We start from the raw sequence: 24,895 nt of genomic DNA on the forward strand, positions 1-24,895 counted from the left end.
ATTGCCGGGAAAAAAGCTCAATCTGAAGGGAGCAGGCGAAAGCCCTTGGGCGCGGATGGTTTAGTCTATAAACCGGCGCTTCGCGCGTCCTTGGCGAAGTTTTACGGGCGCTTGTCATATCGGGTTGCGATGCCTCGGAACTGCTTGATCCTGTTGAAGAACCGTTCCACGAGATTGCGTTGCCGATCGACAATGCGATTGCCCCATGCCATTTTTATAAGATGATGGCTGGTGGGGGTGGTTGCCCCCGATAAGATGAAAAACGGGCTCACGACTGTTGGCCGGGCTCAGGATCAAACGGAGAACACCATGGGCGAGTATGTCGGTCTCGACGTCTCTTTGAAAGATGGAGTGGTTGCCGCCCTCCCTAGTCTTACTGTGTCATAAATTTTGTTAACGATTGATTGCGAGACTGGCGATTCAAGCTTCAGATGGAGGGAGCGATGGATCTCCAGGACGGAATCGAAACGAGTGGATCGCGTTTTGCGGCCTATGTCGAGAGACTTGCGGCGGCCCTTGGGCACGCGGATCGCGTGACGCCGATGAAAGCTTATTGCATGGGACTGTTGCTGCCCGGCGATCGCAAGAGCGTCGAGCCGATCGCAGCGCGCGTTGAGCCTGGACGCGTCCAGGCTGCGCATCAATCCCTGCATCATTTCGTGGCGAAAGCGGACTGGTCGGATGTGGCGATACTGGGTGCGGTCCGCGATCTGGTACTCCCCATCATCACCAAGCGGGAGCCAATCCGCGCCTGGATCGTCGATGACACCGGTTTCCCGAAGAAGGGCGTCCATTCCGTGGGCGTGGCACGGCAATATTGCGGCCAGTTGGGCAAGCAGGACAATTGCCAGGTCGCCGTATCGCTGTCGGTGGCCAACGAACAAGCCAGCGTGCCCGTGGCCTATCGGCTCTACCTTCCGGAGAGTTGGGCGGCAGATCCGCTGCGACGCGCCAAGGTCGGTGTTCCCGACGGCGTTGTATTCCAAACCAAGCCACAGATCGCCCTCGATCAGATCCGCGACACCTTGGCGCTCGGCGTCCCGCCCGGTGTGGTGTTGGCGGATGCAGGCTACGGCATCGACACCGCATTCCGGACCGGTCTGCGCAAAATGGATCTGGATTACATCGTTGGTATCGTCGACCAGCTTGTGGCCGGAAGGACAGGGACCGATGCCACCCAAGCCTTGGAGCGGAAGAGGCCGGCCACCTTCGCTTTACCGCCGCGATAGCGAGCACAAGCCGACCCCCGCCAAAGCTTTGGCCAAGGATTTGCCGCCCGAAGCCTGGCAACTCGTCACGTGGCGCGAGGGCACCAACACGACACTCACCTCCCGCTTCGCCGCTGTGCGCGTTCGACCCGCTCATCGTGACTATTGGCGCTCGGAGCCACATGCCGAAGAGTGGTTCATGATGGAGTGGCCGGATGGCGAGGCGGAGCCGACCAAATATTGGTTGTCGTCGTTGGGGCAAGCGACATCGCTCCAGGATCTGGTCAGCCAGGCCAAGCTGCGCTGGCGGATCGAACGCGATTATCAGGACTTGAAACAGGAACTCGGCCTTGGCCATTACGAAGGACGAGGGTGGCGGGGATTTCACCAGGGAGTGTCAGGAATTCTGTGCGGTGGGCCGGTTTCATCAGTTGAAGAACCGCTCGCCGAAGATGACGGCGAACTGTGTCTTTGCCTTGATCCACTCCCTCGGCGCGCGCTTCCACTGCTCGGCCGCATTGTTGAGGACCAGATATAACAGCTTCATCGCGGCTTCGTCACCCGGGAAATGGCCGCGCGAGCGCACTGCCCGACGAAGTTTCGAGTTCAACGCCTCGATGGCGTTCGTCGTGTAGATGATGCGGCGGACGCCCTCTGGGAAGGCGAAGAAGGGAACAACGTGTTCCCAATTGCGCCGCCAGCTTTGAGAGATGGCAGGGTATTTCTGGCCCCAATACCCTTCCTCGAAAGCCTCCAGCGCCTTCATTCCAGCCTCGGCATCTCGAGCACGATAGATGGCTCTCAACGCCGGTACGACGGGTTTGCGATCCTTGTAGGACACGAACTCCAGAGAATGCCGGATCAGGTGGACGATGCAGGTCTGGACGATCGTCTGAGGGAAGACGGCTGTAATGGCTTCGGGAAAGCCCTTCAGGCCATCGACCACGGCGATCAGGATGTCCTGGCAGCCACGGCTTTTCAGCTCATTCATCACGCGCAACCAGAACTTTGCCCCTTCGGTCTGCTCGATCCAGAGCCCGAGGATTTCCTTTGTGCCGTCCGCCAGAACTGCGAGCGCGACATAAACGGCCTTGTTGCGAACGAAGCCTTCGTCCCGGATCTTGACCCGGATGGCATCGAAGAACACGAGGGGATAGCACAGCTCGAGCGGGCGGTTTTGCCACTCGCCAACGGCCTCCAGAACCTGGTCGGTCACCGCCGAGATCAGGTCCGGCGACACGTCGATACCGTAGATTTCTTCGAGGTGGCCCTGGATTTCCCGCACCGTCATGCCGCGCGCGTACATGGAAATGATCTTATCATCGAAATCGGGAAAGCGGCGCTGATATTTGGCGATCAGCTGCGGGTCGAACGTACCGGCCCGGTCGCGCGGGATGGTCAACGTCATCTTCGAGGTACCGGTCAGCACCGTCTTTTTCGAAGATCCATTCCGCCGATTGCCCGACGGTCCTTCGCTGCGATCGACGGCGAGATGTTCATCAAGCTCGGCGTTGAGAATACGCTCCGACAGTGCCTTCTTCAGGTCATCCAGCAAGCCGTCCTTGCCGAAAACATCGGATGGATCACGACCAGCAAGAAGTTGGTCCAGAAGTTCTTTTTCGATAGCCATGTGATGATTCGCTCCTTTTCATCATCATGGCCCACCGCACAGAATTCCTGACACTCCCGGAATATCTCCTCCAGCGCCTTCCAGAAGCCGAGCGCGCCGTCGCCCACGGCAATTTCTGGCGCAATCGAAAGCCCGCGGGCCTTCAGCCCGACGAGCAGCTCGCGCCAGCTCTGGGTGCTTTCGCGCACGCCGACTTGAAAGCCGACAAGTTCCTTCTTGCCTTCCGGCGTCGCGCCGATGACGACCAGCATGCAAGCGGCATCGTCCTCCATGCGTGCCTGAAGATAGACCCCGTCGGCCCAGATGTAGACGTAGCGGCGGGCTGACAGGTCGCGGCGTTGCCAGCGATCATAGTCGGCCTGCCACTCCTCCTTCAGCCGGCCAATCACCGAGGGGGACAGGTTCGGTGCGTCCTTGCCGAGTAAGGCGGCAAGCGCCTCCTGGAAATCGCCGGTCGAGATGCCGCGCAGGTAAAGGACCGGCAGCAGAGCGTCGAGGCTCTTCGTGCGTCGTGCCCACTTCGGCAGGATCGCCGACGTGAAGGTGATGCGATCCTCGCCGCAAGTCTCCAAAGCCCGGTCGCGCAGCTTGACGCGGCGCACCGCAACCGGACCGATCCCCGTCTGGATCGTTCTTTCAGGCCCATGGCCGTGCCGCACCACCCGGTCCCGCCCATCGCTCAGGCGTTCGCTGGCCATGGCCGCAAGAAACGCCTCGGCTTCCGCCTCCACGGCCTGTGCCAGAAGCCGGCGCGCGCCTTCGCGTAGAACCGATGTCAGGGGATCATCGAGCGTCTCGGGATGCGGAAAGGAAACAACAGTGCTATCTGTCTTCATGGCGTATCGCTCTTTCATGAGGTTCTGGCAGGCTTGTCACCCGCCTCGATACGCCGCCCTCATCAAACCGTCATCACCCAGTTTCCGTCATAGCTCGTTTATTGCGCTATATCTCCGATCCGCAGGTCCGGCGCTCTATCCGGGCTGAAACGACCAAGATCGAATCCTTCAACGACTTTCTCGATTGGATTACCTTCGGCGGACCAGTCATCAAGAGCGGTGATCCCGTCGAACAGGAAAAGCAGGTCAAATATGCGAGCCTCGTCGCCAACGCCATCATGCTGTCCAATGTCGCCGACCTGACCGACGTCATCAATTCCATGGCCGCCGACGGCCTGGCGGTCACGCCAGAGCTGGCCGCCTCCCTCAGCCCCTATGCCCGCGCGAAAATCAGGCGCTTCGGGAAATACTCAATCGATATGCAGGATATCCCAAAGCCGCTCGCCCCGGCACCTCTGCCCTTCGAAATACCCTTGTGACCGGTTTTTACACGTATCCTGCGCCTACCCGAGGCGGACAGGACAAACGCGCCGCGCACCTTCGCGGCCGTCACGATCTCGACGGCGGCCGGAACGGCAGCGAGGTCAAACGCGGAAGGTCGAACCGGAATCAAGACCAGCTCTGACCTTCGGGCTATCTGGCCAGCCGCCGGAGCGGCATGGGGCGGGGCGTCCACTACGGCCAAGGTCATGCCCTCGGCCGCTCAAAGCGCCGCGTCCAGTTCCCCGGCCTGCGCCGTGGCGACGATCGGTGTTCCGGCTTCCCGTGCGCTCGCCCATGCGGTCGCGCTTTCCTGTGGATCGGCGTCGATGATGCAAACCTTTTCCCCGTTCGCCTCGGCTGCAACAGCGGTGTGCCTGATCTTCCATGGGCGCTTTCGGCTGGCGGGTGCGGAACCACAGGTACAGGATTCCAACCGGCGCGACGAAGATCGCAAAGGCCCAGAGCATGCCGTTGACGCACTACTTGAGCATGAACAGGAAGATCGCGTTCATGAAAATCACGTTGTTCCCAAAGGCCAGATCGCGAAGCTCATCCCAAACCAGCTTGGCGAAGGGAAAGAGCAATGTGCTCAGCGAAGCAAAAACAATCAGACCGGCAGGTGTGCCATTCTTGGTTTCAGCGCTCATGACCATGCCGACGATGAGAGCAAAGAATATAAGACCGATCACATAGGACCGAATGAGATAGGACGGCTGCACCCCGCCAAAAATACGACGCAAAAAGGTCATTTCCCGGAATTTCCCTCCATTCTAAGACAACAAGATTACTTTACGAAAAGCTCGTTCATTGGGCACCTGGCCATTCTTCAGCCGGCCAATCCCTTGATGTATGAATAACGCGCACGATCACGACGCTTTCCCGGCCCGCCACGTCCCGCAGCTCATAGGCGATTATGTAGGGATGCCGGGCGAGGGACTTTTCATAGGTTCCGCTCACCCGCCCCGGCCGACCGGTCGCAAATTCGCCGAGCTTGTTACCGGCGTCCTCGATCGCGTCCACAACCCTTTCGGCGGCGAATGGGTTGTCCTCTGCGATATAGCGCAGGATTTCGAGGTTATCCCGCTGCGCCTCAATCGACCAGACGACCGGCCTCATCCGCGCGCGGCTTTCCGGCGCTTCGCTTCCTCGATAACCTCACGCATTTCCGCGACGGCCTGCGCGTGGGAGATCACCCGGCCGGCCGCCGCGTCGGCCATGCCGCGCTTGATACCGTCGATGATTTCAAGCTCGCGATCGACATAGGCGGCGACAGCCTCGCCGGCGAGGAAGGATTTGCTTCGCTGCGTGTCGGCCGCGATCCGGTCGAGCTTTTCTTTCACATCGGGCCTAACCCGAATCGTCATGGTGGTGCTGGCGGTCATGGAATCACCTCCGTGTGTTGAATTGTGTACAACATAGCACGCTTTCCCGGCCGCCACCATCGCCTTCCTAGCTCGATGAAACGAATACACGTCAATACGTATTAGAGCGGTTCCCTGACTGAATCGACGGGCTTTGCAAATCAGGCCGGTTCTGATTCAAGCTATCTGCCGATGGAGGTCGGCAGATATGTCGAAAGCCCTTTCCGTTGATCTTCGCACCCGTGTGCTTGCCGCCGTTTCCGCCGGCGCATCCCATCGAGAAGCCGCCAAGCGTTTCGGCGTAAGCGCCGCGAGCGTGAGCCGTTGGCGAAACCTGCAAATCCGGCAGGGTAACGTGCAACCCGGCCCACTCGGTGGCGACCGCAATTCCCGCAAGACCGAGGCCCACGCCGATCTGATCATGGCCTGGCTTACGGATCACCGGGACGGCACCTTGTTCGAACTTCGCGACGCTTTCGCCGCCCAGGGCATCACGGTCAGCAAGTCGGCCCTGCATCGTTTCCTTGTCCGGCACGAGCAGACGCGCAAAAAAAGACAGGCCATGCGTTAGAGCAAATCCGTCCGGACATCCTGCAACAGCGCCAATGCTGGTTCGACGAGCAACTCGATCTCGATCCGGCGTGTCTCGTCTTCATCGATGAGACCTGGACCGCGACCAATATGGCGCGCACCCATGGAAGATGCGCCAAAGGCGAGCGGTTGCGGATGGGCTTCCCTCACGGCCATCGCAAGACGACGACGCTGGTCGCAGGCCTACGCAATACGGGAATGGTCGCGCCTCTGGTCATCGATGGACCGATCAATGGCGAATGGTTCGAGGCATATGTTGGCCAGGTGCTCGTCCCGACATTGAAGCCGGGCGATGTCGTTATCCTCGACAACCTTTCCAGCCACAAACGACCCGCGGCACGCGCGATGATCGAAGCTGCTGGTGCACGGATGATGTTCCTCCCGCCATACAGCCCAGACTTCAACCCTATCGAGAAGGCCTTCTCCAAATTGAAGGCCCTACCGCGAAAGGCGGCCGAGCGAACTGTGACCGGACTGTGGGACAGGATCGGAAAACTGCTCGACTTCATCGAGCCCCACGAAGCTCGAAACTACTTCAATTCGTGCGGATACGATCCAATATGAAAGGGAAACGCTCTAACCCAATAGTTTGATGCATGCCTGTTCTTCCATCTTTGGAAAGAGGGCAACACAAAGCCTTCGCCAAAAATGGCGCCATCGCTTGACAACGAATCATTTTGTCTAGATGGTTTATTACCGGTCAGGGTGGGCAACCATCCACATATCAAGCTTATAGCTTTGATGAAGGGTCTTGAAAGTTGTCGCTTTCGAGACCTTTCCTGTTTTGCCGCTCATTTCTCCAGCTAAACCTAATATGCTACGTCCTTATCCGGCGCACGGTAAACGCCATGATTCGGTCGCCGGACTATGCTTCAAGCAAGCCTACCGCGCAAGATATTCAGAAATAGTAAAATCAACGATCAACAGAAGGTGGCCCATCGTCGTCATCGAAGATGGAGCGCAGCACTTCGTTTGGAATGACGAACCGCGATGCTCGACCACGCCCTATCGCGTTGAGCACCGTCTCCTCGACCAAAAGTCCTCTGGCAATCAGGTACCCGGTCATCTCATGAACTCCAGGCAGACTCAGCCCCGCTTTTTCCTTGATATTTTTTGCGGATGGCTCGATGCCTTTAACCTGCATGTGGTAGATTATGTAAACAAGTGCCAACTGCTTTAGACGACTGGCTGCCGTCTCTCCCGCAAGCGGATTGTTTAAGATTTTGTCTTGCATCGCACCCGCGAATGTAATGCTTGCCCAATTCGATCCAGGGTGTGTTGGCATATCATCAATCTTCAGATATTGTAATATCAATCCGCTTCACAATAAGCCTGCGCCTGGATTTTGTTCGGCGGATTCGTTTTGAGCATACACGATTGCAGGGATCGTTATATGCATAAGAGGAAGGGAGCGATGCCAGTAGGCCTTTCAATCATGCTCGCGACCGCATATCGCCGCGCCTTAGTCGCGTCCCACCGCGACCGCCACCTCGTATGTGCGCAGCAACAATGCGCCTCAGGCGTCGCCAGGCTCGACACACGGCTCGCCCCGTTGGAGGACGACCTAGCCCAGTGCGAGGCCGCAGGACCCGGTCGAAGACCGTTGAACAGCTATACGGCCGCCCTTGGACGTTTGGCTTGCGAGCTATCCGTTTCCCAAAATCGACTCGTCTGCTTCCCGGTGCGGTCGGTACGGTCACATGTTGGAAGGCCGCAGTTTCGAGAACTCACATACAGGTTGTCTGTCCCACACCACCGATTGAAGCAAGTTGAACGAGGCTTGAGTTTTTCATGCACAATGCACACGAAACAAAACGATTTGCCGATGATCCCGCAAACCTGGTGTACCGCTCGCCTGTTCTTGAGCCGATGCGCAGTTTTATATGGCAACACGAAAATGCCGAGGGACGCGACATTCTGGTCCGCATCTTATTTTGGGTGGCTTCCAGGCGAAGTGCAAAGCGCAGAACCATACTTCTCGACAATCTCGCAAAATTGTCGTTGGTGATCGGATCAGAACCTGCAGAGATGAAAGATGAGTTCATCGCGCTTATTGAGAGCGTGATCTGATTTCAGTCGTCGAGCGTTATCACTCGTCCCGTCGCTGCGTGGTGAGCGGCCTGCAACCGATCGGCCGCGTCCTCTCGGATAGAGAGGACTTTGGCGGACTTTCCAGGTGAAACGCCGGGCGTGCGCGTGCGATCGAGCATGCCTCGTGCCTCCAGGAGCCGGCACAGTGCGTCAACCTGGTTCGAGGGAGCATTCAACAGATTGGTGATCTGGCGCGCAGTTGGCCGGCAACCGCGTGCTACTTCCGATGCGATATGATCGACGATCGCGCTCAGTCGCATGCGAGTGGAGGCCGTATCCCCTGGAAACTGCGACGCGAAGATAAGGCGGCGTAAATCGGCACCTCGATCGCTGTCGCTCTGCTCCGGCGGGCCTGGAACCGAGACCGTCGTTGGGGATGGGGCTTCGTCCAGGAAATCGAGCTGCGACACGACAAGTTGGCCCAGCAAAAGCGGCAAGCGGGTCCCCAAATCGGAGGCTAATGCCATGGCGCGCGGATAATCTTTGGCCGGTAACAGCACTCTGGATTCCCGGAGATCCTCGCCCAGCGTTTCCTTCCACCACTGCCGGCGCCATTCCGCGTACTTGGCTGTGTATCTTGAATTTTCGCCCATTTCCCCGATGATCACTGCTTGATAGCACCAAGCAAGCTACGGTTCGGATGGGGCATGTCATCAAAAGCCCACAGCCCGGCACGCGCTTGTTGCGCTATCGATTCCTCGATGCTGTAGGGCATGTAGACAGGTTCACCGCTGTTTGCCAATGCGGCGAACCCGAAACCTTGTGTGATCAGCATGGCGCCGAGATCAAGGGTGTTCTTGCCGATATGGGCAGTGCAGATAACCAGGATGGTTGAAGGTGGGGCGGACGCCTGCAGCGACAGTTGGGCAATGGGTGTGCATGTGGGTCTCGTGTCCTTCACGATCGCCGCCAACATCGCGAGCGCCACAGCGCCACAGTCCTGTTTCTGGCCGCTTCTGTAAGTATAGGAGGAGCCGCGCAGGCAGGCCTGAACGCCGTAGAGACGCATGACCTGGTTGTCCTGCCTCCAGCTGTCACCGGTGAGGAAAGTGATCCCGGACTGGGCAATCTGGAACGTCTGTGGCCGTGGCCGCACCTCGTCGGCCGTTGCGGGCGAGATAGAAGCGGCCGAGACGAGGAGGGCAAGCGCAGCTTTTCTCATGTTACTGCTTCGTGGTCGTGGTGCCGACAGCGGGAAGACAATCAATCCCGTCATTGCTGTTGGTAATGCATCCCACATTGTAGCCGGCGCCGGAGACCAGGTATCTGCAGACGCTCGTGCCGGCACCATCGCTTGTCCCGGGCGCACTGCAATCCAGGCCGGCCTTGACGAGATTGTCCAATTTGCCACCCTTACCGCAGCCAAACTGACAGGCCTTCAGGATCGACGACTGCGTGATGATAGCGCATGTGCCCTTGTAGCAGACCTCTTGACCGATGGCGCTGGTCAGGCCGTTGTTCTCCGCCGCGGACCATTGCCTCTGCTCGTATTGCCGCCACGCAGCGACCTGTGCCGTTGGATTGGCGAGAAAGTCTTGCTTGGAGCCATTCCAGTAGTCCTCGATCGTGCCGTCGCAGAACTGAAAGGCGCCGTAGCACTGGATCCCGTTTACGACGGGGGAGATGCTGTTGAAGCTACCTTCGCTCTGTGTGACATTGGAGGCAAATTCTGCGCATTCCGATGGCATGCCGGCATTTAACAGGCCGATTGCAGTTTCGCCAGCAAAGGCGAACCCGGCAACAAGGCTGACGGCAAACCCGAAATTCGCACATGAGTCCTTTATGTTGGGAGCCCACGCCGATCGGGCAACGGCAAAGGCTGTCGTCATGGCAGCGGACCCACCTTGTAGGATCCGGTTATCGGTTGACCGGATTCGGTAATTTCGGAGGTCTTCAGCATTTTGTAATTGAGAGACATGAGTGCCGTGCCACCTAGCGGCATCTGCGGATTTGCCATCTCGCGCGGCGGGGCGCCGGTCTTGGTCAAGACGAGCAGGGCCGTGCACATACCTTGCAGGTTGCAATCGCCATTCGTCTGGCTCAGCAACCATGATCCAGATGGGGTGTTGACGCGGGCGGTGTAGATGTTCGCGGCCTTATGGGTCAGACGGATGAGGGCAAGGCTGTCGGCCGACCAGACACCGTCGGGATCGTGCCGGGCGTCCTTGGTGGTCAGCTTGAGTTCAAACTTGTAGCTATCCTCGGCTGCAGCCGGATGCAGAACAGCGCTCATGACTAAAGTGGTCGTCAGGATTGCGAGCGAACGTTTCATGGAAAGCTCCGTGTTTAGGGTGGAAGACAACGGCGCACCGCATCTAGCGACACCGCCGGAATGGCGGTTCTCGCGAGGAGAACGGGTTGAACGAGCAGGAAACGCCTATTTCATCGGCACCAACTGAACATTCGGCGCACAAGCTTGAATGCCGAAATCGCGGCCAGGCAGAAGAGAGAGTTCAGCAGTGCGTACGACACGAGATACAGACCGAGGATTAGGCAGGTGTGGCCAAAGCCTTCCCATGGAGGGGAATAGGCACCGACGGCCTCCTCGACCGCAGCCAGAAACATGGGAAATCCAAGAAGGGGGAGCAGGACCCAACATAAAATCAGGGCGAGCGCCCAGTTTATGCTAAAGGGCCTCACTTCTCCGAACGGCCTTCTATCGTCGTCGCCCATAGGCATCCCTATTGATGGTTGTAGCGCGGATCCGAAAGCGTTCACCGCCCACAATCGAGCACAGCATTGCCAACGTTGTGCATCGGGCATCATCTAATGTTCCAGTAAGTGATCGGGGAGAGCGCTTTCCCGTTCTGGTAGACAGTGATGTAGTCGTCCGTGCGGATGCAACCCGCTGGACGCGCGTCTGGTCGCGAGGTTCGACGTCGGCAGACTTCGCCCTTGACGTGCCTGGCAGGATCGTCGCGGCACTCCGACTTTTCGTTGAGACCAATCGTCGAGCTCGTGCAGACGTGCCGTTCTTCTATGTAAGCAGCCTTCCCCCAATCAAACGACATGCCGTTGTCGTCACCATCAGCTGAACATCCAGAAAATTCCGGCAGTGGCGGTTCTAAGTTTTTCAATCGCGAGATCATCGCCGCGTAAGCCGCCTCGCAACCGCTTGGAAACCCACCTGGAAGACATATCCAGATCGCGCATTCGTTGACCGAAGCGGCGCGCGCCGGCGTGACACAAGCCAGAAGGACAGCCGAGAGGGCGGCAGAGCCAGCAAAATGGACAAGAGAGTTCATGGCGGTTGACAAATCTCCGCGTTTGCGATGAGTATGGATCATACATAGATATATATGCCCTTCAAGAGTTTCTTCCCGATGCCACGATCCACACCAAAACAGCAAACGAGATGGGTGTCTGTATTCGGCAGCATGCTGCTGGCGGCTTGTTTTTCCACCGACCGCGCTCAAGCCGGTCCAACCAGCGAACCGGTGCGGTGCACGGACGGCGCCGTCGCAGTGGAGACAATCAAGGATATCCTGACAAGGGAGGCTGTTCGGCAAGGGGTTGACGTCAAGCTGGCGCTCGCAATCGTCGATCACGAATCAGGTTTCGGGCAGCAGGTTAATTCGAGGGCCGGTGCGCGCGGACCGATGCAACTGATGCCGGCGACGGCGGCGCGCTATGGCGTGACGGACATTTGTGACGCGGCGGAAAACATCCGCGGCGGTGTCAGCTACCTTAAGGACCTCGGCAAAATGTTTGGCGGTAACATCATGCTGATCGTTGCCGCCTACAATGCGGGCGAGGGGCGTGTCGTGGCCGCCGGCGGCGTGCCTGCGATAGCCGAGACGGTGTCGTACACGGCGCTCGTCACAAATACCTATTATGGCTTCGACACCATATTGAATGGCGGCAAGCGAACGCGCGGCCAGTCCAAACCTGACGCAAGGACAATCGGCCCCGGCGTCAATCTGCTGGCGGAAACTGCCAAGCAGCAGCCAGATAAGCCAATTCCCATCAATCAATCGAAGCCGAGGACTGGTGATCCCGAGTGGATCGCTGGTTCCGTTCTTTACGTGCAGTGAAGGAGAGGAAAGCAGATGAAGACAAGAATGAGATCCGCCCATTCGGCTGCTTTTGCGCCCCGGATTGGCAGCAGGATTATCACTACGACCGCAATAGGTTTCGCGATTTCGGTTAGCAATGGCGATATGGCCTTTGCGGCGGGCGACATTTTCCAGCCGATCAACTCGGTTTTTACAACGCTGCTCGAATTCATGACCGGCACCTTCGCCACCACGGCGGCGACGATTGCCTGTGCAGCCGTCGGCTACATGGCGCTGACGAGCCGCATTCCCTGGAGCTGGTGCTTCTCCATCATCGTCGGCATTGCCTTCATCTTCGGCGGCGCGCAACTCGTCCAATCGATGGCGTCGGGGCTCGGCGGCTGATGAGCGAAGAAGGGGCCAAGGCAGAGGTTGCACCGCTGGTTCTCGGTCTTACGCGACCGCGAATGATGTGGGGAGTGCCGATCGGACTGTTTGTCGGTGAGCTGATGCTCGTCGTCATAACATTCCTCAATACGAAGAACCTGGCGACGTTCCTCTTGTTCCTGCCTTTGCATGCCTTGGCCTACGTGATCACGGTTCGCGATCCGCACCTTGCCAACGTCGTTAGGCTGCGGATCGCCAAATGCCCCTGGACGAAGAACCGTCACTTCTGGGGCGGCAATTCCTACAAGCCCTAGGGGAGCCGAATGCAGAAAGCTGTACGCAAGGATCTGCGGTTTGGCGCTGAGATCGGCCGGGAAAAGCCTGTCTCGGCGCATATTCCCTATCTACGCCACGTCGACGAAGAAACGTTACGTACTAGGGACGGCATGTTGGTATCGATCATCAAGGTCGATGGCTTCTGCCACCAGACAGCCGATCAGCTGACGATCGACACTGAGGCTGGCGGGCGCAACACTCTGATGCGCGCCCTCGCCGACAGCCGTTTCGCGGTTTATTCGCACATCGTGCGGCGGCGAATTCCTCCAGCGATCGACGGGACATTCGATATTCCGTTCTGCAGGGACCTCGACGAGCGCTATATGCGCAGTCTTGCCAACAGCAGCATGTACACGAACGATCTCTATCTTACGATCATTCGCCGTGGCTTTCAGGGAAAGGTAGGGCTGGCTGATAAGGTCCTCTCCCGCTTCCGCAAGGCAGCGGGCGTGTCGGACCAGCGGCTAGACCGCGAGGCGCGCCAGGAGCTCAGCGAGCAAGTGGCGAATATCGCCAAGGGCATGGGAGACTATAGCGCCCGCACCCTCAAGGCGGTTGTGCGCGATCGCCGCGTGGCATCGGAGCCCCTGGAATTTCTGGCGATGCTTCTGAACGGGGGTGTTCCCGTCAATATGCTCTTGCCCCGTATGCCGCTCGACGAATACCTGCCGACCAGGCGAATTACCTTCGGGCGGCGGCTCTTGGAGATGCGCGGCAGCAGTGACAACGAAACCCGCTTCGGCGCCATGATCTCGATTCGCGAGTATCCGTCCTTTACGGCCGCCGGAATGATCGACGGGGTTCTGAAGATCCCCGGCGAATTCATTGTGACGCAAAGCTTCGCCCTCCAGGACCGGGCGCCAGTGCTTTCGGAAATGGACCGCATCGAGCGTCAGATCAGCGTCTCGGATGAGCGGGGCACGAGCCTCGAGAGCGCCATTGCCATTGCCAAGGACGAGCTCGTGAACGGTCGGGCGGTGATGGGCTATCATCATTTGTCGGTCATGGCGCTCGGCGACACGATCAAGGAGACGGAGGCCTGCGCTCAAGCCGTCACCAAGGAATTGCAAAACTCAGGGATAGTCGTCGTTCGCGAGGACCTGAACGCCGAACCGGTTTTCTTCGCGCAGTTGCCCGGGAATTTCGCCTACATCGCCCGCAAAGCCCTGATTTCCTCGCGGAATTTCTGCGGGATCGCCTCGTTTCACAATTTCGCGCTCGGCAAGCCCTCCGGCAATCGCTGGGGGCCGGCGGTGTCGTTGCTGCAGACGACGTCGCTGACACCATACTTCTTCAACTTTCACAAAGACGATGTCGGCAACTTCACCGTGACCGGTCCATCCGGATCGGGCAAGACAACTGGGCTGCTGTTCCTGTTGGCGCAAGCGATGCGGGTGAGACCGCAACCGCGCTGCGCATTCTTTGACAAGGACCGCGGCGGAGAGATCTTCATCCGCGCCTGTGGCGGACAGTACGAAGTGCTTCAGCCAGGCGTGTCGACGGGCTTCAATCCGCTCCAGCTGGCGGATAGTCCGGACAATCGGGCCTTTGTCTACGATCTGCTGAGCTACCTCGTCCGTCCAAGAGAAACGGCGGAGAAGCTTGTCGCGGAACAGGAGAAGATCCTGGCCCGTGCGGTCGAGCACATTTTCCAGGTGCCGATCCAGGAGCGCATGTTCTCGGACGTCGTTCACCTGCTGCGCGGGGGTGAAACCGCTGGTCGTGACGATCTCGCCTCCCGCTTCGAAGTCTGGTGCGAAGCGAAGGGTTGGCTCTTCAATAATCCGGTCGATCTCTGGGATGGCGAACGCGGCATCTTTGGATTCGACCTGACGGCAGTGCTTGATGACCCAGAAATACGCACGGCGGCGCTCGGCTACATCTTCTTCCGGATCGGCCAGATGCTCGACGGGGTGCGGCCGATGATGGTGTTCATCGACGAGGGCTGGAAACTTCTGGGCGATGACAAGGGCGGCGAATTCATCGAAGAGCAGCTGAAGACGATCCGCAAGAAGAACGGGATCGTCGGGCTCGGCACGCAGTCGGCGCGCGATATCGCCACGTCGAAGATTGCGCATACTCTCCTCGAACAGAGCCCGACCAACATCTTCTTCCCAAATCCGAAGGCAGACCGGGAGAGCTACGTGGATGCCTTCGGGCTCTCGGAGGCGGAGTTTGATTGGGTGAAGACGACCCCTTCGAAAAGCCGCCAGTTCCTCGTCAAGCACGATCATGACAGTGTCATCGCGCGGCTCGATCTCTCAGCCCTTCCCGAGTTCATCAAGGTCTTGTCCGGCCGGACGGAAACGGTCGCCGAGTGTGAGCGTTTGCGCGAGCAGTACGGCGACGCCCCGCAGGACTGGCTTGCCTATTTTTGTGGTTGGCAGGAGGAAGATTGATGCGTGCTCACAAGTATCTGACGGCCCGCAGCTGCGCGCTCGTCGCGAGCCTCATCGCGAGCGGTCCGGCGCATGCGCAGGTCCCGGTGAATGATGGTGCAAGAAAGACGAAGGAGACGAACACCGCCGTATGCATGCAAAGGGCGCGGACGTTCAAGCAGTCCTCCGTCAGTCCCTCTCGCGGCGTAACTGCAAGTGTGACGACGCAAGGCGAACTCGCCGGCATGCAGCAGGTGGGCGGCGCGGCGGTCTTCGGTAGTGCGCTCACCGGAACTTCGGTTGCCAACCATGACCTGGCGATCCTTCTCGCGGTGGGGAAGAGCGTGCAGGCGATCAAGACGAAGAATGCCGGGCAGGTGGTGAGCGCGCTCGCCGCGGTTGCTGCCGCGATCCAAGCCAACACCAACACCCTGAATGCGCAGTCGACGGCGATCGGCACGGCGAATTCGCTCCAGGGTACATTCGACCAGAACACCGCGGTACGTCTGTCCAATATACAGGTCTGGAACCAGGCGATCCAAGCCGTGACGACGACGGTCCAGATGCGCAACCAGCGTCTCATCGATGCAGCAGCCGCAGAAAGCGCGACGGCCAAGACGATGACCTACGATCCGTCGAAGGCGAGCTTCGTCGGCACGGCGCAAGAGTGAAACAGGAGGGTTTGATGACCTACAGCAATTCTTCTCCGGTCCGGGTTGCCGCATTGGCGTGCCTGACCGCCGTTGTCAGCCTGACGGGCATGACTGCGAGCGCACAGGTTCCCGTTATCGACGAGGCAACCCTGTCGCAGGCCACGAAGACGGCCTCAAACACGGCTCAGATCATGTCCTCCAACAGCGAGATCCTGCAAACGGTGAACCAGACTCTGGCGGCGGTCACCGGTAACCGCTCGACGGCTCAGATCGCTGATACGGCCCTTGGAACAGGTTTCTCGATGGGGAGCGCACCGGACTTTTCTTCGCTGCTGAGCGGCCAGATGTCCTGGGGCAACCTTGGTTCGTTCGCAAACACGGCTGCGACCATCCTCAATGGGCTCAATCTTGTGAACACGCTGAGCGGCGCGACGGACAGTGCCAAGTTCACGCGCGGCGACAAGGCGTATCAGGGGCTGGTGAACACGGCGACTGCGCTCACCGCGACGATCGCCGGCACGCAAAGCGCCACGCAGCAGCGATCGCAGGCGTTTCAGGCGGTTCAGGGGCAGATCGGCACGGCGACGGACATCAAGGGGTCGATCGATCAGAACTCGCAGGTCCAGACGCAGACGGCGCAAACCGTAAACGAGTTGGTGGGCGCGGTCAACGCAGGCAACGCCGCCTTGAATGCGGAACAGATGCGACAGTTGGCGGCGGAGGCAGCGACGGCGGAAGTCATGAAATACGATCCGAGCAAGGTGTCGTTCGTCAGCGAATAAGAGGGAGATTGACGCATGAATTATCGATTGGCCGTTGCAGGCGGTGTAGCCGGAAGTGTGGCGATCGTGCTTGTCCTCCTGGGGACTATAGCGGCGCGAAGCGTTGAAGAAAGCCGGCAGGACCGGCAGGCAAGCGAGGCCGCAAAGAGAGTGATGCGCTACGACCCGAAGGCGTTCAGCTTCGTTGGTGAAGGAAAGTAGGCCATGCGGTTTATTAAAAGCCTCACCCTTGTATCGATCGCAGTCGTGTTGGCTGCACTGTCGGGCTGCGCGGGCAATCGCGAACTCAAGGCGCCCTGTGCGGCCGGGCTCGGGAATGCCTTTTCGTCGGCCGCTTATGCGGCAGGAACCGCGAGCCCCTGCGGGCCGATGGTCCGTCAACAGAGCGTGACGCTCTTTTAGAGGGACTGTGATGAATCCGTTCCAGATCCTGTTCGGCAAGATTGATAGCATGGGCATGAGTGCCGTGCAGGGTATGTACAAGGCGCTCGCGGAAACGCTCGGCCCGCTGTTCCTTACGGCTCTCACCGTCTACGTCGTTTGGTGGGGCTACGAAATGCTCTTCGGCCGGGCACAGATGACGGCGGGAACCTTCGTCTGGCGGTTCGGTAAGGCGTTCCTCTGCTATTCCCTGATCATTTCGTGGGGCACCTATCAGCCATTAATCGCAAAGCCGCTAATCGAGGCACCGGACGGTATGGCCACGATCGTGTGCAAGGCAACGGGCGGAACGGATTGCGGCGGGGCCGGATCATCGGGTTCGGGGGTCTCGCAGGGCTTGACGGACATCTGGAACGGCGGTCTAGCGTCGGCGACCAGGATTACCGAGGAAGCAGGCGTTACCGCGGTGGGATTGTACCTGCTTGCACTGCTGATCATGGCGGCGACGTGTTTCCTGTGCGCCGTTGCCGTGACATTGCTGATATTCGGCAAGATGACGATGTTCATCCTGCTGGGGATCGGGCCGATCGTGCTGTGCTGCGCGCTGTTCAATCTGACCTCGCGGGTGGTGGACGGCTGGATTACCAGCCTTGCCGCATACGCGCTGCTTCCGATGATCGTCTATTCGATCTTGGGCTTCATGCTCACGCTGTTGAAGGATCGCGTGCAGGAGATCAACAACGACGGTTTCCTCGCATCGGTAACGAGCCTCGCACCGTTCGTTCTTATGTGTGTGGTCGCGATATTCCTCCTCAAGCAGTCGGTCGCGATCGCACTGGCGATCGCCGGAGGCGGTCCGCGAACCGACGTACCGCATCCGCCGCTTAGCCGCTGGACGGCCGCCGGGGCAATGGCGGTCACAAGATCTCTATGGAAGCAGATGAACCGTCAGGCAGGCATCATTGCCGGCGGCAGCGGGTCGGCCGCGGCCCAGATTGGTGACGGCGACGCGGCGGCCGCCCAGGTGCGCGCGGCAGCCGCAAACGCACGCAGATAAATCCCACGGAGACTAGAATGAAAGACAATGAGGGCGTGGGCGCTGAGCCGTCCGCCAATGTGGTCGATTCCCGCTACTACAGCGAGGGAGAGCGGTGGGAACGGTCGGTTTACCGGTCGGTGGCGATCTCGAGGGGCGCCTGGCGCGCTTTGGCGCTGGTACTTGGACTAAGCCTCCTAGCCGCGATCGGCCTCCTTTGGGCATTGCTGCCGCTCAAATCGTTCGACGTCGTGGTGCTCGAGGTGGACAAGACGACTGGCTATGTCGAGGCAAGCCGCCCACTCGAGGCGCGCGGGGAACTGAGCCAAAACGAGGCCGTGACGCGGGCAAACATCGTGCGTTTCCTGCGCGGGAGGGAAACTTACGATCCGCGCGGGCTGCGCGACAATTTCGACCTGGCATCGCTCTATTCGACCGGCAAGGCCGCTGCGGATCTGGCTTACACCTATTCCGGATCGAACCCGAACAATCCGGTCAAACTCTACGGCGCCGACACGACGGTCGGCGTGCTGGTGAAGAGCGTGATCTTCCTCAACGAGAAAACGGCCGCGGTACGATTTTCGACGACGCGAACGGCAAGGTCCGGACCGACGGTATCCGAGCACTGGGTCGCCAATGTCCGCTTCCGCTACACGTCCGAGCCGATGCGCAACGACTGGCGCTTCGACAATCCCCTCGGTTTCCAGGTCACGGAATATCGCCGCGACCAAGAAACTATCACGCCGCAGGAGGAAGCGGAATGAGAAAGAGGAAGCTCCTGGTTGCCGGCGTTGTAGGCGCAGCACTCCTCGCGCAATGCGCGCTGGCGCTGGCCGAAAGCCGGCCCCAGTCGGTGAAAACGGATGAGCGCATCCGGACGGTGCCTTTCCAGAAGGACAACATCGTCTATCTGGCCGGAATGATGGGCGTGTCGACGATGATCGTCTTCAATGATGACGAGCAGATTGCGACCGTTGCAATGGGCGACAGCGTGGCATGGCAGGCCGTACCGGATCAGTCAAAACGCTTCCTGTTCATCAAGCCGCTGGAACCGGGCGCGCTGACGAACATGAATGTGGTGACCTCGAAGCGGGTCTATAATTTCATGTTGAGCGGCGCCAAGCCGGGAAACACGCGCGAGGCAGTGATTAAACTTCGCTTTGCCTATCCCGAAGATGTGGTCGACACCAATTTGCTGGCGGTGGCAAAGCAGAACGCAGCCATGCCGAACGTCCGGGCGGCGTTGGCCAATCCCGGGCGGCTTAACTACGACTATGGCTACAAGGGCGCTATCGACAATCGCCCGACGTCGATGTTCGACGACGGCATTAAGACGTTTTTCCAGTTTAACGGCGAGGTACCGGCCTTTTTCGCGGTGAAGTCGAACGGAAGCGAAACGCTCGTGAATTACCGCCGCGAGGGTGACTACATCGTCGTCGACAAGGTCGCGCGGCAATGGTCGCTGCGCGCCGGCAATGTCGTGACTTGCGTGTTCAATATGAAGGCAACGATGGTAGCCGCGAAGCCGGCAGCCGTGCAGCGGCAGGAGACACGGCATTGACCGTTGATTTCGAGGAAGAAGCGCGGATCTGCGAAAGCGTAACTCAGCCTGGGAGCGGTCAGCGCGGCAAACTCTTGCCGGTCTTGCTTGGCGCGTCGGCACTCGGACTGCTCGCCTATGCGGTCTATGTCAGCTTCGTGAAACCGGAAGGCCTGGATCGGGCGGAGGCGCAAGAGGAGTTCAAGACCGCGAGCCAATCGGCGCAACTGAACCTCGATCCTGAAAGTCCACCGCTTCCGCCTGATAACAAGCTGGTACTGACCCCGCCGGCGGAGCAGCCGACGGTCACGGCGCCGACCGTCGTGGCGGTCACCGCGCCGGTCGCGGTTGAGCCGGCGATCGATGAAGAGGCCGCACGCCGTGCCCGCGAAGAGGCGGAACGGGTGCGGCGGAAGGAAGAGTTGCGCCAAGCGCGCCTGCGTTCAAACATGATCATCGTCGACCAGTCTGTGAAGACCGAAAGCGGCGACACTCTCACGGCCGGCGGATCGGCCGGGAGCGCAACGGGGGTCAGCGCTGACGACGATCCGAACCGGAAATTCGTCGATGCGATCGGTGCGCAGGATGTCGAGAAGGTGACCGCATCCAGAAACGAGCGTATCGACGCGCTGATCCCGCAGGGAACGCTGATCCGCGGCGTTCTCGAAACCGCGATCCAATCCGACCTTCCAGGCATGGTGCGCGCGGTGACTTCGACGGACGTCTATTCGTTCGACGGCCGCCGCATTCTCCTGCCGAAGGGGACGATGCTCACGGGCGAATACAAAAGCGCAGTGGCGCGCGGACAGACGCGGGTATTGATCGTCTGGACGCGGGCGCTCAGCAGCGACGGCACATCCGTATCGCTCGGCTCCTACGGTACGGATGATCTCGGCCGTTCGGGGCTCACTGGTTTCGTTGACAAGCACTATCTTGAGCGGTTCGGGGCGGCATCCGTGCTGAGCATCGTCGGCGGTGTCTCGTCGTACATCGCCGGCCTCGGCAGCAGTGGCACAAGTTCGTCGGACGGCAGCGACGCACAAACGCAGGCCCAGCAGACCGTCGCGCAAACGATGTCCGAGATGGCGAACATGGCGCTTCAGGATTCGATCAACATCCCGCCGACAATCTTCGTCGACCAGGGAGCGCAGATCATGGTCTTCGTGCGCCGGGATCTCGATTTTTCCGCGCTATACCCCGACCCCGTCAAGGAAGCCGCCAATGAACTTCGTCGCGCGCGTGCCGTCTCCGCCGGCAACTGAACCCGACAGGACGATGTGGGACAGCTTGCCCGTCTATGTGCGCCAGACGGCGCAACCGATCCGGACATGGCTGGAGGATCCCGGCGTCATCGAAATCATGTGCAATCGGCCGGGCGAGGTCTGGATCGAGAGTGTCAGCAGCCAACACATGGTGCGGCACGATGTGCCTGCGCTGGATGAGAAGGCAATCCGGGCACTTGCGCAGATGATCGCCGGCACGACGCAGCAGAGCGTCAACGAGGAGACGCCGCTTCTGTCGGCCGCCATGCCCCATGGCGAACGGTTTCAGGCGGTGCTCTCGCCTGTTGCTGCAGCGGGCGGAGCCTTTGCGATCCGCAAGCAGGTGATCCGAGACATGACGCTTGACGACTATGTCGCGCTTGGCGGCCTGGACGACGTTCGGGTGAGCGGTCCGCGTGAAAATGGCGGTGGCGATGTCAGCGAGCTCGAGGCGGAGCTTGCCGCACGGCTTAGGGACCCGAGCCCCAGGGCGCTGCGGCAATGGCTGCGCTTTGCCGTTGAAAATCGCGTGACGATGCTGATTTCCGGCGGCACCTCGAGCGGCAAGACGACCTTCTTCAACGGCCTCCTAAAGGATGTGCCGGAATGGGAGCGCCTGGTGTCCATCGAGGATACGCGGGAACTTAAGCCCCCGCAGCCGAACTATCTGGCGCTCGTCGCCTCGAAGGGCGGGCAGGGAAGGGCGCGCACAACCATTCAGGAGTGCCTTGAAGCCGCGCTCCGATTGCGCCCGGATCGGATCTTCATGGGCGAAATCCGCGGCGCCGAGGCTTTCTCGTTTCTTCAGGCCATCAACACAGGCCATCCCGGTTCGCTGTCGACGCTCCATGCCGACAACCCGCATGGTGCCTTCGAGCGTCTCGCCATGGCGGCGATGCAAGCTGGCGTCGGCCTGACCAAGGCGGAGTTGCTCGTGTTCGTCCGCTTCGTCGTCCCGGTGGTGATCCAGATCAGCCGTGATCCGGCGACGATGAAACGCGGCGTGCGCGAGATCTATTTCAACAAATGGAGCGGCCGATGAAGCGCTTCGAGAAGATCGCTCTGTCGATCGGCGGGCCGATTGCCGGCGCTGGAGCTGTTTTCTACGCCTGGTCGGCGAACTACGCGGCCGCCTCTTATTTCCTGCTAAAGAGCTCGACGATGTGGAAGAGCTTCATCGGCAGCGACATGCTAATGCCGGCAAAACAGGCCTGGGTTTATCTCGGCAACCCGACGGTCAACAAACTGGTCTCGACTGCCTCCATGACAACACTCGCCCAAACTGCCGTTCTCGCCGGCGGCCTGACGCTCGCGATCAAGCGGCATTGGCAGGTGCGTCCGCCTGCCGATGCTTCGCGGTTCGCAACGCTCAAAGACCTCGAAGACGCCGGCCTGTTGAACGGCAAGCCCGGGAAATCCGTCCTCCTCGGCACGTTCGGCAAGGGCCGGAATACCGTCGACGTACGCTATAGCGGCGACAGCCATTTCTTCGTCAATGGACCGTCGCGCTCCGGCAAGGGCCGCGGCTTCGTCATGCCCAATCTCCTCGAATACCAGGGGTCGGTTATCGTTCTCGACGTCAAGCTGGAGAACTATTCCCTCACCGCGCCAGCCCGTCTCGCGATGGGCCAGGCGTGCTACATCTTTGCGCCCGGTTCAGCCAGATCGCACCGCTGGAACCCGCTCGACTTCGTTAGGGCGTGGCCGGAGCGAGCGACAGACCTGATCAACCTTGCGGCGACGCTACTGCCGATCGGCGCGAAGGAGGACGGCTACTGGAAGCAAACGGCACGGGGCCTGCTCGCCGGCGTGCTTGGCTATGTGCTGGAATCCAAGTCGATGGAGGGCCGGCGCAATTTCCGATCCGTGCTGCGGATGTTCTCGACCGGCCGGTCTTTCTCGGCTGTTCTCGTAGACATCATCAGGGATGAGCCGGACCTTGACCAATTCATTGTCGACAGTTTCCGACAGCATCTCGGCCGCGACGAGGAACAGCGTCCGTCGTTCGAGGGGCATGTGACGACAGCACTAGCGCCGTTCAACAATCTGCTGATGGCGGAGGCTTGCGCGGAGAGCGATTTCGACGTCCGCGACATGCGCCGCAAACCATTCTCGCTGTTCATCGCGGCGCCCGTCTCCGATTTCGGGACCGTCGAGCCGATCATTCGTCTCCTGATCCAGCAGATCCACGACGTGATGCTGCGTTCATTGCCCGGCAAGGACGAGCCGCACAAGATCCTGATGATGCTCGACGAGTTTTATCAGTTCGAGCGCCTGCCGGAAATCATCAAGCGGGCGCCACTCGTCGCCGGATACGGCCTGACGATTGCGCTCGTGGCCCAGAACATCCCTCAGATCGACGAGAGGTACGGGCAAAAGACCCGTGACGCGCTGCTCGGGAATATGGACATCAAACTGTGCATTGCGGTCGGCGACGACGCGACGGCCAAGATCGTATCGGCGAATCTCGGCCGCACATATGAAGAGCGGGAGAGCTGGGGCAAACAAACCGGTCTGCTGTTCGGAAAGAAAGCGTCGTCGGGGCGGTTCGAGGCCGTCCCGCTCATGGACCCGGGTGCGGTGCAACGCCTGGACGACAACAAGACGATTCTGCAGGTGCGCAGCGGCTACGGTGCGATCCTGAACAAGATGAACTTCTACACGGATCAGCGCTTCATCGTGCGTCGCCGGGAGGTCGAGGCATTCCAGCGGGATCTGGTGATTCCGGAGATCCTGATCAAGGAGGAATCGCCCTTGTTCACGGTTCGGCCGGCTTCGGAGCCTGCGCCGCAGCCCGCCAGTTCCGTCGGTCGCCGGCCAGATTTCGAAGGATCAGCGGAGGCCGCGACAGTCGCGATCGGCGGGAAGGAACACGACATAACCGTGATGGAACTTGCGCGCGAAGTGTTCGTGGATCCGTCGCGGCTTGTGCACGCCTATCGAACGGCGGTCGCTGCGTCCGAGGACCAGGCATCGGCAGACCTCCTGTTCCGCCTGCGCACCGCGCCGGAGACGCTTGGAGATCTGAAAGGCGCAACTAACCTGTTCGATGCAAAGGGCCTGCGGGCTCGCAAATTGGCGCTGGCGGCCGTCTGGCCGCTGCGCCAGGCGATCGCGGAAGCGCGATGGGCGGCAATCGGTCGCGCACTGCAGGAGCGGACGGATCCGCCTGAGGTGTTCTTTACACGCGGGACACCGATGCCAGGACCAACAATAGCTCCGGTGACCGAACCATCGGAACGAGGTGAGCAGCAGCTTGCCGAAACAGATCGCGTCGCTCCTTCCTCAATGGCGGTGGAGGACGATGAAGAGAACAGCCTCGATCTCGGCTTTGCCGAACTTGGTTCGGCCGTTTCTGTAATTTCCGAGATCGCCGAGCAGGAAACGAAAATTGGTCGAGTGACGGATCTTGCGGCCATGGGCCGGGCGCTCGTGGGCCTGAAGGCGGGGCTCGATCGGGCCTCGCTGGAAGCGGCCGACGTCGATCAGCTGCAACTGGACGCACCAGATGTTGCGTGAAGTCGAGAAATCGACGTCGCAAAATTCGACAATAATGCAGCATCCGCGATTTCCGGTTTGGTTCAAGCAAAGGTGACGAGCTCAATGCCTGCCAACGACATGACGAACTATGTTCGATTTTCCGACGATTTGAAGACCCTTGAGGGCAACATCGCGTCGATCTGCTACGACATTGACATCGCGGGAGAGGCCTATGCCAGCGGAAATCCGAAAGCGCCGATCTATCGCATCTTTGCCAAAAGTCCGCGCGGAAAGCGGATCGAGATCGGCGGTGTCTGGCGAAAGAAGAACCAGAACGGCGGCGAGTACTACCAGCTGACAGTGGCAACCGGACACGGGAAGTTCCATGCGAACCTCGGTCGTCACGCTGGCCAGGACGACGACAGTCTGCTGGCGGTGATCCCTTGGGATTAGAGGTTATGGGCG

General features: G+C 59.8%; 26 protein-coding genes and 4 pseudogenes. 19 read left to right on the forward strand and 11 right to left on the reverse strand.

The features are described from left to right. Nucleotides 1–101: 101 nt before the first annotated feature. A pseudogene (locus OVA00_RS09235) lies at nucleotides 102–185 on the reverse strand (IS5/IS1182 family transposase); the annotation flags it as partial. A 357-nt stretch (nucleotides 186–542) separates the two neighbouring features. Here OVA00_RS09235 and OVA00_RS09240 point away from each other — a divergent pair. Further along, nucleotides 543–1,746: pseudogene (locus OVA00_RS09240) on the forward strand (IS701 family transposase). On the opposite strand, the gene OVA00_RS09245 reads toward OVA00_RS09240, so the two are convergent. Together OVA00_RS09245 and OVA00_RS09250 are read right to left on the reverse strand one after the other, a co-directional pair. Beyond that, complete coding sequence (locus OVA00_RS09245; RefSeq protein ID WP_268088617.1) at nucleotides 1,636–2,838, reverse strand: IS256 family transposase; 1,203 nt, start codon at nucleotides 2,836–2,838, stop codon at nucleotides 1,636–1,638. The pseudogene OVA00_RS09240 and the gene OVA00_RS09245 overlap by 111 nt on opposite strands. 59 nt (nucleotides 2,839–2,897) lie before the next feature. Then, nucleotides 2,898–3,674: pseudogene (locus tag OVA00_RS09250) on the reverse strand (IS256 family transposase); the annotation flags it as partial. 98 nt (nucleotides 3,675–3,772) lie between these two features. Here OVA00_RS09250 and OVA00_RS09255 point away from each other — a divergent pair. Beyond that, nucleotides 3,773–4,153: pseudogene (locus tag OVA00_RS09255) on the forward strand (Tn3 family transposase); the annotation flags it as partial. Between the two features lie 210 nt (nucleotides 4,154–4,363). Beyond that, complete coding sequence (locus tag OVA00_RS09260) at nucleotides 4,364–5,014, forward strand: hypothetical protein (protein WP_268088671.1); 651 nt, start codon at nucleotides 4,364–4,366, stop codon at nucleotides 5,012–5,014. On the opposite strand, the gene OVA00_RS09265 is transcribed toward OVA00_RS09260, so the two are convergent. Both OVA00_RS09265 and OVA00_RS09270 read right to left on the reverse strand, forming a co-directional pair. Beyond that, nucleotides 4,962–5,273 (reverse strand): type II toxin-antitoxin system RelE/ParE family toxin, encoded by a 312-nt coding sequence (locus tag OVA00_RS09265; RefSeq protein WP_268088672.1) that lies wholly within the window; start codon nucleotides 5,271–5,273, stop codon nucleotides 4,962–4,964. The two genes, OVA00_RS09260 and OVA00_RS09265, sit on opposite strands and share 53 nt — an antisense overlap. Beyond that, entirely contained in the window at nucleotides 5,270–5,539 is a 270-nt protein-coding gene (locus OVA00_RS09270) for a CopG family ribbon-helix-helix protein (RefSeq protein WP_268088673.1), read from the reverse strand. The genes OVA00_RS09265 and OVA00_RS09270 overlap by 4 nt, the downstream gene beginning before the upstream one ends. A gap of 187 nt (nucleotides 5,540–5,726) precedes the next feature. Between OVA00_RS09270 and OVA00_RS09275 the strand changes: the two genes are divergently transcribed. Next, nucleotides 5,727–6,673 (forward strand): IS630 family transposase gene (locus OVA00_RS09275; protein WP_268088674.1). Its coding sequence is split into 2 segments (ribosomal slippage): nucleotides 5,727–6,066 and nucleotides 6,066–6,673, totalling 948 coding nucleotides; the frame shifts between segments, so codons are not numbered across the junction. A 349-nt stretch (nucleotides 6,674–7,022) separates the two neighbouring features. Here OVA00_RS09275 and OVA00_RS09280 read toward each other — a convergent pair. Then, nucleotides 7,023–7,343 carry a hypothetical protein gene (locus tag OVA00_RS09280; protein WP_268088675.1) on the reverse strand — a complete coding sequence of 107 codons (321 nt, stop codon included), beginning with the start codon at nucleotides 7,341–7,343 and terminating at the stop codon, nucleotides 7,023–7,025. Nucleotides 7,344–7,900: 557 nt separating this feature from the next. Here OVA00_RS09280 and OVA00_RS09285 point away from each other — a divergent pair. Then, a complete protein-coding gene (locus tag OVA00_RS09285) occupies nucleotides 7,901–8,179 on the forward strand; it encodes a hypothetical protein (RefSeq protein WP_268088676.1) in 279 nt (92 codons plus the stop codon). Between the two features lie 2 nt (nucleotides 8,180–8,181). Here OVA00_RS09285 and OVA00_RS09290 read toward each other — a convergent pair whose 3' ends face one another. The 5 genes from OVA00_RS09290 to OVA00_RS09310 all read right to left on the reverse strand — a co-directional run bounded on the left by OVA00_RS09290 (nucleotide 8,182) and on the right by OVA00_RS09310 (nucleotide 11,445). Beyond that, nucleotides 8,182–8,808, reverse strand: a complete 627-nt coding sequence (locus OVA00_RS09290; protein ID WP_268088677.1) for a hypothetical protein — start codon at nucleotides 8,806–8,808, stop codon at nucleotides 8,182–8,184. Then, the gene (locus OVA00_RS09295; RefSeq protein WP_268088678.1) at nucleotides 8,805–9,362 is read right to left on the reverse strand and encodes a thermonuclease family protein; all 558 of its coding nucleotides are present in this window, start codon (nucleotides 9,360–9,362) and stop codon (nucleotides 8,805–8,807) included. The genes OVA00_RS09290 and OVA00_RS09295 overlap by 4 nt, the downstream gene beginning before the upstream one ends. 1 nt (nucleotide 9,363) lies before the next feature. Further along, complete coding sequence (locus OVA00_RS09300; protein ID WP_268088679.1) at nucleotides 9,364–10,029, reverse strand: acyltransferase; 666 nt, start codon at nucleotides 10,027–10,029, stop codon at nucleotides 9,364–9,366. Further along, nucleotides 10,026–10,472: a hypothetical protein gene (locus OVA00_RS09305; protein ID WP_268088680.1), complete on the reverse strand. Its 447-nt coding sequence runs from the start codon at nucleotides 10,470–10,472 to the stop codon at nucleotides 10,026–10,028. Before OVA00_RS09305 ends, OVA00_RS09300 begins: the two co-directional genes overlap by 4 nt. Nucleotides 10,473–10,962: 490 nt before the next feature. Continuing rightward, nucleotides 10,963–11,445: a hypothetical protein gene (locus OVA00_RS09310; protein WP_268088681.1), complete on the reverse strand. Its 483-nt coding sequence runs from the start codon at nucleotides 11,443–11,445 to the stop codon at nucleotides 10,963–10,965. A gap of 114 nt (nucleotides 11,446–11,559) precedes the next feature. Here OVA00_RS09310 and OVA00_RS09315 point away from each other — a divergent pair, with 114 nt between their 5' ends. The 14 genes from OVA00_RS09315 to OVA00_RS09380 all read left to right on the forward strand — a co-directional run bounded on the left by OVA00_RS09315 (nucleotide 11,560) and on the right by OVA00_RS09380 (nucleotide 24,883). After that, on the forward strand, nucleotides 11,560–12,234 hold the full coding sequence (locus tag OVA00_RS09315) for a lytic transglycosylase domain-containing protein (RefSeq protein WP_268088682.1): 675 nt from the start codon (nucleotides 11,560–11,562) through the stop codon (nucleotides 12,232–12,234). Nucleotides 12,235–12,261: 27 nt separating this feature from the next. After that, a complete protein-coding gene (locus OVA00_RS09320; RefSeq protein ID WP_268088870.1) occupies nucleotides 12,262–12,600 on the forward strand; it encodes a TrbC/VirB2 family protein in 339 nt (112 codons plus the stop codon). Next, nucleotides 12,600–12,896 carry a type IV secretion system protein VirB3 gene (locus OVA00_RS09325; protein ID WP_268088683.1) on the forward strand — a complete coding sequence of 99 codons (297 nt, stop codon included), beginning with the start codon at nucleotides 12,600–12,602 and terminating at the stop codon, nucleotides 12,894–12,896. Before OVA00_RS09320 ends, OVA00_RS09325 begins: the two co-directional genes overlap by 1 nt. 9 nt (nucleotides 12,897–12,905) lie before the next feature. Next, nucleotides 12,906–15,317, forward strand: coding sequence for a VirB4 family type IV secretion/conjugal transfer ATPase (locus OVA00_RS09330; RefSeq protein WP_268088684.1), 2,412 nt, complete (start codon nucleotides 12,906–12,908; stop codon nucleotides 15,315–15,317). Then, nucleotides 15,317–15,967 carry a hypothetical protein gene (locus OVA00_RS09335; protein ID WP_268088686.1) on the forward strand — a complete coding sequence of 217 codons (651 nt, stop codon included), beginning with the start codon at nucleotides 15,317–15,319 and terminating at the stop codon, nucleotides 15,965–15,967. Before OVA00_RS09330 ends, OVA00_RS09335 begins: the two co-directional genes overlap by 1 nt. A 14-nt stretch (nucleotides 15,968–15,981) precedes the next feature. Next, nucleotides 15,982–16,731 carry a type IV secretion system protein gene (locus OVA00_RS09340; protein ID WP_268088687.1) on the forward strand — a complete coding sequence of 250 codons (750 nt, stop codon included), beginning with the start codon at nucleotides 15,982–15,984 and terminating at the stop codon, nucleotides 16,729–16,731. A 15-nt stretch (nucleotides 16,732–16,746) separates the two neighbouring features. Beyond that, entirely contained in the window at nucleotides 16,747–16,932 is a 186-nt protein-coding gene (locus OVA00_RS09345; protein WP_268088688.1) for a hypothetical protein, read from the forward strand. A gap of 211 nt (nucleotides 16,933–17,143) precedes the next feature. Further along, the gene (locus OVA00_RS09350) at nucleotides 17,144–18,169 is read left to right on the forward strand and encodes a type IV secretion system protein (RefSeq protein ID WP_268088689.1); all 1,026 of its coding nucleotides are present in this window, start codon (nucleotides 17,144–17,146) and stop codon (nucleotides 18,167–18,169) included. A 17-nt stretch (nucleotides 18,170–18,186) separates the two neighbouring features. Next, entirely contained in the window at nucleotides 18,187–18,912 is a 726-nt protein-coding gene (locus tag OVA00_RS09355; RefSeq protein WP_268088690.1) for a virB8 family protein, read from the forward strand. Beyond that, nucleotides 18,909–19,709: a TrbG/VirB9 family P-type conjugative transfer protein gene (locus tag OVA00_RS09360; RefSeq protein WP_268088691.1), complete on the forward strand. Its 801-nt coding sequence runs from the start codon at nucleotides 18,909–18,911 to the stop codon at nucleotides 19,707–19,709. Before OVA00_RS09355 ends, OVA00_RS09360 begins: the two co-directional genes overlap by 4 nt. Then, nucleotides 19,706–20,950: a type IV secretion system protein VirB10 gene (gene virB10, locus OVA00_RS09365; protein ID WP_268088692.1), complete on the forward strand. Its 1,245-nt coding sequence runs from the start codon at nucleotides 19,706–19,708 to the stop codon at nucleotides 20,948–20,950. Before OVA00_RS09360 ends, virB10 begins: the two co-directional genes overlap by 4 nt. Beyond that, nucleotides 20,910–21,992: a P-type DNA transfer ATPase VirB11 gene (gene virB11, locus OVA00_RS09370; RefSeq protein WP_268088693.1), complete on the forward strand. Its 1,083-nt coding sequence runs from the start codon at nucleotides 20,910–20,912 to the stop codon at nucleotides 21,990–21,992. The genes virB10 and virB11 overlap by 41 nt, the downstream gene beginning before the upstream one ends. Beyond that, nucleotides 21,989–24,469 carry a type IV secretory system conjugative DNA transfer family protein gene (locus OVA00_RS09375; RefSeq protein ID WP_268088694.1) on the forward strand — a complete coding sequence of 827 codons (2,481 nt, stop codon included), beginning with the start codon at nucleotides 21,989–21,991 and terminating at the stop codon, nucleotides 24,467–24,469. Before virB11 ends, OVA00_RS09375 begins: the two co-directional genes overlap by 4 nt. A gap of 99 nt (nucleotides 24,470–24,568) precedes the next feature. Further along, entirely contained in the window at nucleotides 24,569–24,883 is a 315-nt protein-coding gene (locus OVA00_RS09380; RefSeq protein WP_268088695.1) for a DUF736 family protein, read from the forward strand. The last annotated feature ends 12 nt before the right edge of the window (nucleotides 24,884–24,895 follow it).

Origin of the sequence: Ensifer sp. SL37 (assembly GCF_026672675.1) — a bacterium.
Lineage (GTDB): Bacteria > Pseudomonadota > Alphaproteobacteria > Rhizobiales > Rhizobiaceae > Ensifer > Ensifer adhaerens.